Genomic DNA, 12,721 nt, shown 5'->3' with positions numbered 1-12,721 from the left:
ATTGTCGAATAAAATCAGTTGTTCACATACAAATACGTAAGACAAAAAGTAGGAGGACAGTTCGTGAAAAAATGGGTTGTAAAAGCACTTCTCGTGTGTTTGGCAACTGGTACCTTTTTGTCAGGTTTGTCAGTACCGCCAGCCATGGGAGCCGGGGCAACAGCATCCATGAAAAAAAACAGCCAAGTATCTAAGCCGATCCGGAAGCAGCCTGTTCACGATATGGTTATCTTTAACGATTATCAGGTTGCGGGGCTGGATTCAAAAGGTTGGAACTGGGTGAAGAATGATGAGTTTATTCTACCTCCGGAGACACCACTCGATATTGACGTGATACAGACTACTTATGGAAATGGAACAAACCTAAGTCGGAAGCAAGTATATTTGGATGGTGTAGAATTAACGGAGTTACAAATGGAGCAAACCTCAAATCAAGCTGTGTTCAAATGGCAGGTGCCTCGCTTTACAATTCCCGCAGCGAAATTGTCTGCTGGCTCTCATACGTTGACCTTTGTAGTGACTGATGCCAATGCAAAGAGCAGTACGTTACACGTAAGCTTTCAGGTAGAAGCACAAAATTACCCACGTATTTATAAGGGAGAAAAAGCAGAGGGAGAGCCTTTGTCGACAGGTGAGCAGACGACCATTTTCGGAAATATGGGGTCAACTGATTTTAACAGTTCTGTACCTGGTACGTGGAAGCTAACAAACAAGTCTACGAACCAAGAAATGAGATCTGTTCCTGCTACTGTGTTTTCAACAGGTACGTTGTTGACTGGTCAATACCAACTCCTTTTTCTACCTGATGATACCTCGATGTCGCCTTGGACGACGACAGTTCAGATTGGCATGGCGGAGCTATATATGGGTACAGATGCAAGTGGTCAAAAACTGGCACCGGATCAGACCATTAATGCCCCGGAGCCACCAGGTAAGATTTCTTTGTATTCGGCATACCTAGGTCGATGGTCGGTGAACGGAACTGGACAAACGTTGACAAATGCGCAACATTTTGAAGTTGATATCCCGAAAATGCTGGCGGGTATGACGATTTCTGTCACTTTTGAGCCAGATTCCAAGGAAAACAAAACGGATTCCTTATGGGGTAGCTCTACGTCGACTACGATTCACATACAAATTCCAGGTGCACCGAATGCTTGTGGTCCTACAAGCGGAGATGTCACGTTGGATGTGTTGATGCAACCAAACGAAAAATCTACACTCATGGTCGAGAAAGCAAACGTGTATTCATCAGACAATACAGTGAGGCTCTATCAAAACCCGGTACATGTAATATGGCTGACTACAGCAGCAGAGCATATCGAATTCGGTAGTGAAGCTGATGACGATGAAGGACCAGGCGTATGGGCAGTCGATAACGTCGTGGTCGATAGTGATAAATTGAATTGGGATCATACAGGCTTGTTACTGTCTGGCTATAAGCCAGGGCGTTACAAGGTAAACTATTACAGCAAAAGAGACCCTGCCAAGTCATGGTGTGGTTACATACAGGTCATTGAGGACACGCCACCAATCCCAGCGTCCCAAAGTTGTGATCCAGGTGATTCAGGTATAGCTCCACCACAAGCCCCAATGCTCATGAGAGGAAAAGAGGGCAAGGAATATCGAGATGGAGATATTGTGACTGTGGAATCTGATAGCGATCTTGCTGAATTGGAAAACCTACAACTCATCTCCACGTATGCAGAGCGGACTGGGACGAAGAAAATTAGAGAGAGTAGGAAGGCTTCCTCTTACCATATGCCCAAGTATGAGTGGATATATGGAGAGAACGCCATTGGTGCTAGACAAGAGCACAGCAGTGCTACGATATCTTCAGAAAACCGGATCGAGATCTCCTACGAAGGAAAAGAAATCACTACCATTAAGCCTTCAAATCGAGATGACGGCACTGAAAACGGACTGGAATCACTTGATATTAGCAAATACATTAATCGGCAGAAGCCCGGCAAATACGAGATCAAAATAACCAACATCCTTAGCAACAAGACTTGCCAACTCGTTACAAGACAAAAAAGATCAGTCAAAAAAACAGACGTTGATGAACGAAAAGAAACGATCGCATTCACAATCGAAGTGAAATAACGATTGACCCCCTTGCACTTTTTGGCATGGGGGTTTTCGACTACATGGGGAGGAAGTCCAATGACAAATGAGCAGAAGACGATCTTGGAAAAGTTCGGGTTTCGAATCGAAGGAGAGGAAGTGAAACATTTAAAGCTGGGAATCGTAAGAAGTAAAAAAGAATTCGTCTGTCACACCACGTCAGAAGAGTTGCAGGACTACATCAAGTCCATCTTGCGCAACCAATGTCAGTGGAGGCGAGGAGAATCTGAGTGAGCAGCCAGGGAGGTTGTTGGGGTTGAGTGAGTCTAGGGAGTCATTGGTTACGGCATTACGTGAAGTGGAGGCTTGGGAGAGAGACCAGAACGACTTGTGGTTCTGGGAAAAGCTTGGCAGACTTCCGTTTGTTCTGTTGGATCGGATTACGCCTGCATTCGTTCAAGAGAAGCTGGGAAAAGCCGTAGATGAAATGGCAGCCTTTCTTGAGACAGGTGGAACTTATTTGGTGCAGGATGAACCGATTTACAAGCGGTTTGGCAAACGGTTAGAGGGACAGGGGGCGTCTGTTGTTGACAAAGAAAAGATTGCCGCTGTACCGCTTACGATCATGAATGATGTCGCAATGGAGTTAAAGGATTCACGTGCGAATTTTGCCACGGTACAAGGTGCCACGACTGGCTTCGGAGGGATTTTTACCCTCGCGATCGATATCCCTTTATTGATGGGGACATCCCTTAAAGTATTACAAGAGATGGCTCTTGCCTATGGCTATCGACCTGAAGAGAAAAGAGAGCGGCTGTTTGTCGTCAAATGCTTGCAGTTTGCTTCATCAGACATTGTAGGGAAAAAAGCGATACTCGCTGAGCTCTCCCGCTTTGATGATCCAAATGCGCAGAGAGAGGTTATGGCTCAATTGCAAGGATGGCGTGAAGTCGTGGTAACGTACACAGAAAACTTTGGGTGGAAAAAATTGTTTCAAATGGTGCCGATTGCAGGTGTTTTGTTCGGGGCGTATTTGAACCGTTCAACCGTACAGGATGTCGCCGAAGCGGGGATGATGCTGTACCGCAAACGGCGTATCCTGGAGCGGCTACGAGAGAGCGAAATGAGGGAGGAAATTACTGAGCCCACTCCTCAGCAGTAAGAGCGTACAGGAGATGGTCTTCCCATACACCGTTAATTTGCAAATAGCGTAACGAAAGCCCTTCCTGGCGAAAACGGTTTTTTTCCAAGACGCGAATGGAAGCTTGATTGCGAGGCATAACAGCAGCTTGTACTCTGTGCAGCCTAGCATCCGTTAAAGCAAAGCGGAGGGCGAGATTTACTGCTGATGTCGTATAACCTTTGCCATTGCACGCCTGATCCATAAAGTAGCCAATCGTCGCATTTTGCCATGCGCCACGTGCGACATTCGACAACGCTACACGTCCAATCATCTTTCCGGATTCTCGGGAGAATACGCCGAAAGCATAGGCAGTACCACGTTCAAAATCAATCTGCGCTTGTGAAATCTGTTCTTGCTGTCCTATGAGGGTCAGAAATGAAGCGGGGCGGATTGGTTCAAATGGTTGGAGAAAGTCATGATTACGCAGCCGAAGCTCTAGGAGCTCGGCTGCGTCTTGTTGTTGGAGAGGCCGTAAGAGAATCTCGTCCGTATGTAGTGACATGAGATCAATCCTCCTTAAAAAGTTGGATTGATAGTATAGCATGTGCCAGAGTATTTGGGAAACATCAATTAGCCGAGCAATTCAGCAAATGACACCCCAAATGCTTTGCACGTTTCCACTTCTTTTGCAGTAGGAGAAAGCTCGATTTTCAAACCTTCCAGAGGAGTTTCCGCACCACGCTCGCTCGCCTTTTTCAGCAAAATATCAACAGCTGCACCGACATGCTCGTAAGCGGAGTCGCAAGAGCCAAAAGCAACAACCTTTTTCCCGCTGAGGTCAATATTGTCCATTTCCTCATAAAAATCCAGGCATTCGTCTGGCAGTTCACCGTCGCCCCATGTGTAGGCACCAAGCAAGATTCCGTCGTAAGCTTCGAGTTCTTTTGCGTTCGCATCCATCACTTCTTTTATCTCCAGCTCAGCACCAGTTGAACGAATACCTTCTGCAATTGCTTCAGCAATCTCCTGAGTATTCCCTGTCATGCTCGCGTATACCATCAAAATGCTCATAAAACGTAAAACCTCCAATTCAGATAATGAGTATCATTCTCATCAATAAAAATAATGAAAATGAGAATCGTTGTCAATAACTTTTTTCTTATTGCCACGTTTCATTGATTTTGGTAGAGTTAAATAAAATTATAATAATGTACTCTAAATAGAGGTGCGCCGAAGAAGAGTAAGTCTTTTCGCAATCTGCCAGGGGGCAGGAGAAGGAAGAAAGGCTAAAGCGCCGAAGCTTATGCTATGCCCCTACGTAGCACAGGCTGGGGTGTCTCATGAAAAATGATCATCCTGTCACAAGGGACCTAAAGTCTTTTTGTGGAGCGCTATTTATGATTTGCTTCTGTAGTAGTAAGAGCAATGAGATAGCGAATGCACTCATTGCTTTTTTTGATTTACCATGCTGTTATTTTGAGGAGGATGTAACCATGAACATGATGGATGCCAACGAAATTATCGCGTTTATTCAAAAAAGCGAAAAGAAAACACCAGTGAAGGTATATGTGAAAGGGAACCTGGAGGGAATCGACTTTGGTGCGAGCTCCAAAGCCTTCATTACTGGTCCTACTGGTGTTGTTTTTGGTGAGTGGAAAGAGATTGAGCCAGTGCTCGCTGCTAACGCAGACAAAATTGAAGATTATGTGGTAGAAAGCGACCGTCGCAACTCCGCTATTCCATTGCTGGATACAAAAGGAATTCAAGCACGTATTGAGCCAGGCGCAATTATCCGTGACCAAGTGACAATCGGTAACAATGCGGTCATCATGATGGGTGCTTCCATTAACATCGGCGCAGTTATCGGTGAAGGTACGATGATCGACATGAATGTTGTTGTAGGTGGACGTGGAACCATCGGGAAAAACTGCCACATCGGCGCTGGATCGGTTATCGCAGGCGTTATCGAGCCACCATCTGCACAGCCAGTTGTTGTCGAAGACGATGTTGTCATCGGAGCAAATGCTGTCATTCTGGAAGGTGTTCGCGTAGGAAAAGGTGCTGTCGTTGCAGCGGGTGCTGTCGTGATTGAAGATGTACCTCCATACGTAGTAGTTGCGGGAACGCCTGCTCGTGTGATCAAGCAAATCGATGAAAAAACTCGTTCCAAGACAGAGATCAAGCAGGAGCTACGTCAGCTGTAAGGGAGAGAGTGCACATGGACTGGCGTTCGCTCGATGAACAATATATCGTCTCCTCTTACAAAAGACTTCCGATTGCTATAGAAAAAGGCGAAGGAAATTACTTGTACGATACGAATGGAAAGAGCTACCTCGACTTGTTTACCGGACTCGCGGTAAACGTTCTGGGGCATTCTCATCCGCGCATTGTACAGGCTCTGCGTGAGCAGGGAGAGCGCTTCTTGCATATTTCCAATGTATTTTTAAATAAGCCAGCTATTCGTTTGGCCGAGCGTTTGGTTGCGAACAGCATTAGTGGAAAAGTGTTTTTCACCAACTCTGGTGCAGAGGCTACAGAGTCTGCGATCAAGCTGATTCACAAATGGACGAAGAACGAGGGAGCAGGTCGTGAAGGCATCGTTGTCTTACGCAACAGTTTTCACGGGCGAACACTCGGAGCAGTGCGTCTGACGAGGCAGGCTCACGTCTATCAAGACTTTCCTCAGCCGGCTTTTCCTGTTTATGAACTGGATGTGGAAGACACGGAAGGATTGCGAGCGATTTGCCAGGAAGCAAGACCCGCTGCGGTCCTCATGGAGCCAGTCTTGGGTTCTGGCGGTGTCGTGCCGTTAACGGAAGCGTTCTTGCGAGAGGTAGCTGCGATCTGTGAACAAGAAGGCATGCTCTTTGTCATGGACGAGATCCAGACAGGAATGGGCAGAACAGGAAAGCTGTTTGCTTATGAGCATGCAGGCGTAACGCCAGACCTGATCCTTTTTGCCAAAGGCATAGGGGGAGGGCTTCCCCTCGGTGGTGTCATCGCTGGCCCAAGGCTGATGAACCAGTTCAAACCGGGGGATCACGGAACGACTTTTGCACCATCGCCACTGTCTGCTGCCCTAGGGAATGTCGTGTTGGACGAATTGCTTGATCCAGCCTTCAGCGCTCACGTAGAAGAAGTGATTGCGTACCTGTGGTCGGGCTTGGAAGCGCTGCGAGCGCGTCTTCCAGATCAGCTGCAATCCCTTCGCGGAAAAGGCTTGATGGTTGGAATTCCGCTCTCTTCCACCCCGGAAGAGGTAAGCCACTTGCAGCAAGCATTGCTTGACGAAGGAATTCTCGTTGACGTGACGCAGAAAACGATTGTTCGTCTGCTTCCGCCACTGACGTTGACAAAAGCCGATGTGGACCGTTTTCTTGCTGTGTTTGAGGAGCAATTAACAGCAAGAACAGGTACGAAAAAGGAGGCGTAGACCATGACGACTTCCTTGTTTACACAAATTCGCCGAGACTTGCACCAAATACCGGAGCCAGGCTTCGCTGAAGTGAAGACACAACAATACTTGCTGGATTATTTGAAAAAGCTGCCCCAGGAGCGAATCGAGATCAAAACGTGGCGGACAGGCATTTTGGTCAAGCTGGCAGGAACAAGGCCAAAACGATTAATTGCCTGGCGGACGGATATGGATGGCCTGCCGATCGTAGAGGAAACGTCCTATCCGTTTCGCTCGCTTCATGAAGGATTCATGCATGCATGCGGTCATGACATGCATATGGCAATTGCTCTTGGCCTCCTGACGCATTTTACCGAGCATCCGATGGCAGATGATTTGCTGTTCCTCTTCCAGCCGGCAGAAGAAGGTCCTGGCGGTGCGGAGCCGATGATGGAAAGTGAAGAGTTTGCGGGGTGGCGACCGGACTGCATTTTTGCCCTGCATATCGCGCCAGAATATCCGGTCGGTCATATTGCGACGAAGCCAGGAATTTTGTTTGCCAACACTTCTGAGTTGTACATTGATTTGGTTGGCAAAGGGGGGCATGCAGCCTTCCCGCACAAGGCGAATGACATGGTGGTTGCAGGAAGCCATCTTGTGACACAGCTTCAATCGATTATTTCGCGCAATATGGATCCATTGGATTCGGCTGTCGTAACGATTGGCAAGCTGGAGAGCGGGACGAAGCAGAACATCATCGCAGAGAAGGCCAGGCTAGAAGGGACCATCCGAACCTTTTCGATGGAATCGATGGCAATCGTCAAGAGCCGCATTGAATCTCTCGTAAAGGGAGTGGAAATAGGCTTCGATTGCCAGGCAACGATTGACTATGGGGTTGGCTACTGCCAGGTTTACAACGAGGAGCAGTTAACGACAGACTTCATGCAGTGGGTACAGGAACAATGTGAAGAAGTAACTCTTATCACCTGCAAGGAAGCCATGACCGGAGAAGACTTCGGTTACTTTTTGAAAGAAATTCCCGGCTTTTTGTTCTGGCTGGGTGTGCAAACGCCGTACGGCTTGCATCATTCTAAAATTGAGCCGAACGAAGACGCGATCGAAGTTGCTATTCGACTGGTCTCCCGGTATTTTACATGGCTTTCGCAACAGGAGTAGCAGGTGTCAGGAACAAAAAAGAGTGGCTGGATAGCCGCTCTTTTTTCTGTGTCATTCCCAGCCGTATTTTCGTCAAGAGTAAGAAGTAGTTACTAACATCTCTGTGCATAAGTCTTTCTTCCTAAGGTTTTTGTGCTTGTGGATAATGTGGATATTGTTGAAAAAACTTATCAGGGCAGCACAACTATTTCCTTTTCCAAACGTATAAACTAGAGAGAAGAAATTTCGGAAAAACAAGCGCTGCCGCGCACACATACAGGAGGATTATTGACATGAAAAAAGCATGGTTATCGGCCTTGTTGGCGTTGACTGTAGCAGCAGGGGTAGGGAGCACTACTGCGGTGGGAGAGGGTGCAATGCGCGTATTTTTCGGTGCGGAAACCGTAGCGAGTGAAATGCCAGCATCCAAGGCCGAATCGATAGAATCAATAGTGAACAAGCTCGGTGGTTTCGCCGATTACGATCAGCAATCTGGCAAATTGCAAGTGATTAAGCCAAACGTAAATATTATTGTGGTCGAAGGAATTCAGCAGACCCGCAATAAAAATGTCGTTTTCAGCAACCCTGTCAAAGGATACAGCGACAAAAATGTGCCTCGTACGTTTAACGTGTTCGTAGAGGTTGATGACGCGCCTGTAGCTAAAGACTTGCGCATGCAACTTGTGTTGATCGGACCGGACGGCAAAGAAGTGTCTAAAGGGAAGGAATGGAAATACTCCACACAAAATGCAAACAGCTTCTATTTTTCTGAGCCTTTTGTATCTACGAAACTCGAAGCATACGGCACTTATAAAGTACAAGTTCAAATGAAATCCGAGAAATTCACTTCTTATGTATCCGTTGGTGAAAATACATTTACAGTTGGGCGTTAAAAATTATGGCTTGGATGCGTTTCCACTTTGCATGTCCCCGTGCTATAATATACGGAAAAGCCAATATACTTGGTAATAGCAAGTACATGAAAGAAAGGAACGATGGGAGCGAATGGAGACAAATCCCCCGCGATCGTCCACAGATCTAGAAGGCCCGAGTATACGCATTGCCTGGAAAGATGAGCAATCTATTCAGGCAGAGTGGAGCATGACGAAGGAGTTCGAGCAAGAAATAGAGCGAAAGTTTGCTATTCCTTTTGCTGAACTGCCTTTTGTCCTACGCCTTTTTGATGTGACGTACCGCAAAGAGATCCGAAATGATGGCACTGACCTTTACACTGATTTTGATATCAACCACCTCTCTTCCGAATGGATATTGTACGGAGTGACGCAAGGATTGGAATATTGCGTCGATCTGGGAATTCGGATGGTGGACGGAAGGTTTTATTCGCTGTCCAGGTCTCAAATGATTTGATCAACGTGCTCAAGCAACGTACGACTGAGGCAACTGCATTTTTATACGAAACAGCCCCATTATCCACGAGGTTTACTTGTGGCAATGGGGCTTTTGTTTTTTATTCATGGACTCATGGCTTCTCTCGCTGTCTGTCCAGCAGTCGCAGGGCAACCGCTAAAACAGCCCATACTGGCATTGGATCGTCTAACTTATTTAGCCATTCAGGCGAGGTCAGCAAGCCCTCCTGTAATGCGCGATTGCCCAGCTCCAATTTCCAGGGAGGAAACGTTTGTGGCCCTTCTGAGGTGAATGAATCGTACTGAGACAAGTTGTACGTCTGAATGAGGCCCGTCAGCTTTTCGGCGTACGCAGGGTCGGTAGCGTAGCCGGCTTCTTCTAAAGCCTGTGCGGCTTGTGCGGGAGTCGTGGCTGCCAGCACGTTTTTATATGCGGGCCTACGTAAAAACTGGGTATGGTCTTCCATGGATTGCTGGTAATTTTCATAAGCGCGGAACTGGGAGGTACGTGTGACCGTTTTTCCGTTTTCCACCTCTTTGCTTTCGATGGTGACAGAGCCGGCAGGTCCCGTTCCCTTTATTCCAAAGAGGTTATACGAGGATGTCCCAGTGGCAGGGTCAACAGGTACTTTTTTACCCCAACCAGACTCGAGTATGGCTTGCGCTATGATAATGGAGGGGAATAAACGATGGTTCAGATAAGACTTTCTGGCGTGGTCAGCAACCAACTGAACAAATGCTTGCGCCTCCATAAGCACACCCCTTTCCACTCTTTGTTGTTCGTATGAAAAAAAGAGGTCAGGGGGAATAGGCCTGGACATGAAAAAACAGTCGAGATTTCTCGACTGTTTCTCCGTTTTTTCTTTATGGCTTTCGAGGTTGGAAGTATTGAATGCGATTATTGAAGAGATGGAGCTCTGCTTTATAATCACGTGCCAAGTATCGACAGTACTCATTCGCCTTGTTTTTATCGCCATGCGTGGCCGATTCAGGGAGGGACACCTGTATGTAGTGCTTTTCGGAACCGTTTTCATTTTTGCTCCCGACTCCAACAACGATGGCTTTGTACATGTTTGGGTCTTTTCCTTTGAGAAGGAACCACGAGTCCTTTCCTTCAGGGCGTTCTTCTAGGTTGTAAGGGAAAGCGGCGTCAGCATAGGTCCAGCCCAACTGCTTTCCTGTTTTTGAGGTCATGTCAACGTATCGCGTAAACTTGGCTTTCACGTCGTCAATACTTACAGATGCTGCGGTAGAACCATCAACGAAATAGATGTAGGCCGATTGAAGTTTCACGACTGCACTCACTCCTAGTACCGGTATTCTGTGCGTTAAGTGTAGCATTGTCTTCCACTCTTTGGCAATGAGGCAGTTGGCGACCAAAAACAATTGCGCGTTTTTTCTGAAAAGTGTAAAATATATATCATATTTATATGCCGTTAGATGAACGATAAAGGATCATGGAGGAATATACGCATGCAGGAGGCCTCAATTAGACACGTATTCGAAGCTTTAAACACCATGCGCGCCATCGATGTGGTGAACAAAGAAGACTGGGAGCGGGCAGCGAAGGAAGCTGAATTGGATTCCTCCGTACAGTTAAACATTCTCTGGATCATCTACTGTTATGAAGGTGTACGCGTCACGCAAATTGCAGATTGGACCTTCTGGCATCCCTCATCGATTGTCATTCATATCAAGAAATTAATGGAGAAAGGCATGGTGACCATCGAAAAGTCGGAGTTGGATGGGCGTGTAGTTCACGTATACCCGACTGAAAAAGGAAAAGAAGTATTAGAAGCCAGTCGAAGAAGTGTACCAGATATTTTTAGATTGACGTATGCATTGGAGAAAATGGAGGAACGATACAGTACAGCAGTAGTTGAACTGTTCTTTGAATGTCTCTCCTTTGTCGCGCAATCGTTGCATGGTGCAGAAAAAGTGAGATGGATTCAAGAAGGGGAAGACAGGGTCATTAACCCGACGCGTCTGGTAAATGATGCTGTTTGGGTGGCAAAAACGTGATTTTTCGCTTATACTAGTGAATAATCCGAATATTTCACGAAATTCGGAGGCCAAAATACTGTTGAGGAGGGATTGCTGATGGAGCACTACGACCACTTATACGACGTTTCGGAGAACGCTAATGTACGTTTCCTCGGTTTTATTTCAGAGGGAACTCGCTACGACTTTGGCATGGTATTTACACACAAGTTTTATGGGAAGCCGTTGGTGATCTGTATGCAGACAGGGCAATCGACTCTTCTCAGTTCTGAAGATGCGGTGAATCCAGGATATCTGCAAAAAATTTTCAGACTGGATTCAGAGAACGAGGCAGTCGCGCTTGCTGAGTTTTTCCAGGAGCATTTACCATCGATTCCATTTGAAGAAAATCAGTATTAGGTAACGAGCAGAAGTTTATCTTCTGCTCGTTTTGGTTTTTCAGTAAAATACGGCCTTCCGTTTTTTAGTATAATCGAAAGAAATCAAGCAGTAGGAGGAACAGTGGGAATGGGTGTACATAAATGGTCGGCCAAAGATTCTCGGGGAGCGATTGTTCTCGTCCATGGAACGGGAGAGCATCATGGGCGCTATGAGCATGTAGCGGCTTATTTCAATCAGGCAGGCTGGGACGTATATGCGGAAGATTTGCCGGGATGGGGGCGCTCTCCTGGGAGACGGGGGCATATTCAATCATTCGAAGACTATTTGTCCCGTGTACGGGAGTGGACGAGTACCGCGCTTGCCGATGCGTCAGGAGAGAAGCCAGTATTTTTAATGGGGCATAGTCTGGGTGGTCTCATCGCGACTCGCTTTATTCAGGCGGATGAGCGGAGTAAAGAGTTGGCAGGGTTAATTCTCACATCTCCATGCTTGAAACTGAAACTGACTGTACCGGCGTGGAAGGAGCAATTGGCACAGTTTCTCGATCGGGTCTGGCCAACACTTGTCATGCCTAATGGAATCACTCCCGACATGGTATCGCGTGACGAAGCTGTTCAGGTTGCTTATCAGAACGATCCACTCAATTATTCCAAGGTAAGTGTCAGATGGTTTACAGAATTGAACCGCTCGATGGAAAAGGCGTGGGAGGAAAGAAACCAAATCAAGCATCCTGTCCTTGTTTTGCAGGCTGGTGCTGATACATTGGTTGATGCGGATGCAGTGGAGCAGTTTACAGCGGGCCTTCCAGACAGACAGACTTTTGAACGATTCGCGGGCTTGCGGCACGAAATTTTGAATGAGCCTGAAAAGGAAGAAGTCTTGCAAAAAATCGTGAACTGGTTGAATGACAATATTTCAAATTAATGTGACATACTAATTATCGACAAATGCATCTTGACTCTGAATGACGTGGCATATTAAGATGAATGTAACATAACATTTGTAGTAATATGTGAATCAATTGAATGCGGAGGGGACATAGATGGGAACTATCGTATGTCAGACTTGCGGAACCATCATCGAGCATTTTGAATGTAATTCAGTGAAAACGCTTTATGCGGTGTGCAACTGTGACTGCCGACCTGGTGAAAGACAGGAAAAAGAATAAATAGTCAACAGGCCTATGTTGAGGCCTGTTTTTTTTGACAACCTTTTCCGCATGGAGGATAATGG

Annotated in this window: 17 protein-coding genes and 1 riboswitch; of the genes, 12 read left to right on the top strand and 5 right to left on the bottom strand. The window is 46.7% G+C overall.

The genetic code is table 11. The features are described from left to right. Positions 1-63: 63 nt before the first annotated feature. Genes HP398_RS06970 through HP398_RS06960 form a run of 3 tightly spaced genes read left to right on the top strand, consistent with a single transcriptional unit; the run spans position 64 to position 3,229 of the window. Positions 64-2,106 carry a hypothetical protein gene (locus HP398_RS06970; RefSeq protein WP_173622226.1) on the top strand — a complete coding sequence of 681 codons (2,043 nt, stop codon included), beginning with the start codon at positions 64-66 and terminating at the stop codon, positions 2,104-2,106. A gap of 60 nt (positions 2,107-2,166) precedes the next feature. Next, positions 2,167-2,361, top strand: coding sequence for a hypothetical protein (locus tag HP398_RS06965; protein ID WP_173622225.1), 195 nt, complete (start codon positions 2,167-2,169; stop codon positions 2,359-2,361). 13 nt (positions 2,362-2,374) lie between these two features. Next, the gene (locus HP398_RS06960) at positions 2,375-3,229 is read left to right on the top strand and encodes an EcsC family protein (protein WP_173622224.1); all 855 of its coding nucleotides are present in this window, start codon (positions 2,375-2,377) and stop codon (positions 3,227-3,229) included. Here the strand turns inward: HP398_RS06960 and HP398_RS06955 are convergent. Together HP398_RS06955 and HP398_RS06950 are read right to left on the bottom strand one after the other, a co-directional pair. Beyond that, positions 3,204-3,752: a GNAT family N-acetyltransferase gene (locus HP398_RS06955; protein ID WP_173622223.1), complete on the bottom strand. Its 549-nt coding sequence runs from the start codon at positions 3,750-3,752 to the stop codon at positions 3,204-3,206. The genes HP398_RS06960 and HP398_RS06955 overlap by 26 nt on opposite strands. A 68-nt stretch (positions 3,753-3,820) precedes the next feature. Continuing rightward, complete coding sequence (locus tag HP398_RS06950; protein ID WP_017249620.1) at positions 3,821-4,261, bottom strand: flavodoxin; 441 nt, start codon at positions 4,259-4,261, stop codon at positions 3,821-3,823. A gap of 141 nt (positions 4,262-4,402) precedes the next feature. After that, positions 4,403-4,592, top strand: a riboswitch (Lysine riboswitch). A gap of 91 nt (positions 4,593-4,683) precedes the next feature. On the opposite strand from HP398_RS06950, the gene dapD reads away from it, so the two are divergent. From dapD to HP398_RS06935, 3 genes are read left to right on the top strand one after another with little or no spacing between them, the layout of a single operon-like run. Beyond that, positions 4,684-5,394 carry a 2,3,4,5-tetrahydropyridine-2,6-dicarboxylate N-acetyltransferase gene (gene dapD, locus HP398_RS06945; RefSeq protein ID WP_007723196.1) on the top strand — a complete coding sequence of 237 codons (711 nt, stop codon included), beginning with the start codon at positions 4,684-4,686 and terminating at the stop codon, positions 5,392-5,394. Positions 5,395-5,408: 14 nt separating this feature from the next. After that, positions 5,409-6,623, top strand: a complete 1,215-nt coding sequence (locus HP398_RS06940) for an aspartate aminotransferase family protein (RefSeq protein ID WP_173622222.1) — start codon at positions 5,409-5,411, stop codon at positions 6,621-6,623. Between the two features lie 3 nt (positions 6,624-6,626). Next, positions 6,627-7,760, top strand: a complete 1,134-nt coding sequence (locus tag HP398_RS06935; protein WP_173622221.1) for an N-acetyldiaminopimelate deacetylase — start codon at positions 6,627-6,629, stop codon at positions 7,758-7,760. Here HP398_RS06935 and HP398_RS31150 read toward each other — a convergent pair. Beyond that, complete coding sequence (locus tag HP398_RS31150; RefSeq protein WP_256436311.1) at positions 7,735-7,869, bottom strand: hypothetical protein; 135 nt, start codon at positions 7,867-7,869, stop codon at positions 7,735-7,737. The two genes, HP398_RS06935 and HP398_RS31150, sit on opposite strands and share 26 nt — an antisense overlap. Positions 7,870-8,032: 163 nt before the next feature. On the opposite strand from HP398_RS31150, the gene HP398_RS06930 reads away from it, so the two are divergent. Together HP398_RS06930 and HP398_RS06925 are read left to right on the top strand one after the other, a co-directional pair. Further along, positions 8,033-8,632, top strand: coding sequence for a hypothetical protein (locus HP398_RS06930; protein WP_173622220.1), 600 nt, complete (start codon positions 8,033-8,035; stop codon positions 8,630-8,632). 112 nt (positions 8,633-8,744) lie between these two features. Further along, positions 8,745-9,107 carry a DUF4912 domain-containing protein gene (locus tag HP398_RS06925; protein ID WP_017249616.1) on the top strand — a complete coding sequence of 121 codons (363 nt, stop codon included), beginning with the start codon at positions 8,745-8,747 and terminating at the stop codon, positions 9,105-9,107. A gap of 112 nt (positions 9,108-9,219) precedes the next feature. Here the strand turns inward: HP398_RS06925 and HP398_RS06920 are convergent, their stop codons facing one another. After that, entirely contained in the window at positions 9,220-9,858 is a 639-nt protein-coding gene (locus tag HP398_RS06920) for a glycoside hydrolase family 73 protein (RefSeq protein ID WP_173622219.1), read from the bottom strand. A 112-nt stretch (positions 9,859-9,970) separates the two neighbouring features. Continuing rightward, the gene (locus HP398_RS06915; RefSeq protein WP_017249614.1) at positions 9,971-10,399 is read right to left on the bottom strand and encodes a DUF1885 family protein; all 429 of its coding nucleotides are present in this window, start codon (positions 10,397-10,399) and stop codon (positions 9,971-9,973) included. A gap of 180 nt (positions 10,400-10,579) precedes the next feature. Here HP398_RS06915 and HP398_RS06910 point away from each other — a divergent pair, with 180 nt between their 5' ends. The 4 genes from HP398_RS06910 to HP398_RS06895 all read left to right on the top strand — a co-directional run bounded on the left by HP398_RS06910 (position 10,580) and on the right by HP398_RS06895 (position 12,656). Next, positions 10,580-11,128: a MarR family winged helix-turn-helix transcriptional regulator gene (locus HP398_RS06910; protein ID WP_007723208.1), complete on the top strand. Its 549-nt coding sequence runs from the start codon at positions 10,580-10,582 to the stop codon at positions 11,126-11,128. A 78-nt stretch (positions 11,129-11,206) separates the two neighbouring features. Next, positions 11,207-11,506 carry a DUF3055 domain-containing protein gene (locus tag HP398_RS06905; RefSeq protein WP_015892160.1) on the top strand — a complete coding sequence of 100 codons (300 nt, stop codon included), beginning with the start codon at positions 11,207-11,209 and terminating at the stop codon, positions 11,504-11,506. Between the two features lie 108 nt (positions 11,507-11,614). After that, positions 11,615-12,412, top strand: coding sequence for an alpha/beta hydrolase (locus tag HP398_RS06900; protein WP_173622218.1), 798 nt, complete (start codon positions 11,615-11,617; stop codon positions 12,410-12,412). A 118-nt stretch (positions 12,413-12,530) separates the two neighbouring features. Next, positions 12,531-12,656 (top strand): GapA-binding peptide SR1P, encoded by a 126-nt coding sequence (locus HP398_RS06895; RefSeq protein WP_007723214.1) that lies wholly within the window; start codon positions 12,531-12,533, stop codon positions 12,654-12,656. Positions 12,657-12,721 lie beyond the last annotated feature (65 nt).

It is taken from the genome of Brevibacillus sp. HB1.4B, assembly GCF_013284285.1.
GTDB classification, from domain to species: domain Bacteria; phylum Bacillota; class Bacilli; order Brevibacillales; family Brevibacillaceae; genus Brevibacillus; species Brevibacillus porteri.
The sequence above is the reverse complement of the archived record's forward strand: the minus strand, read 5'-3'. Positions and strand labels throughout refer to the sequence as shown.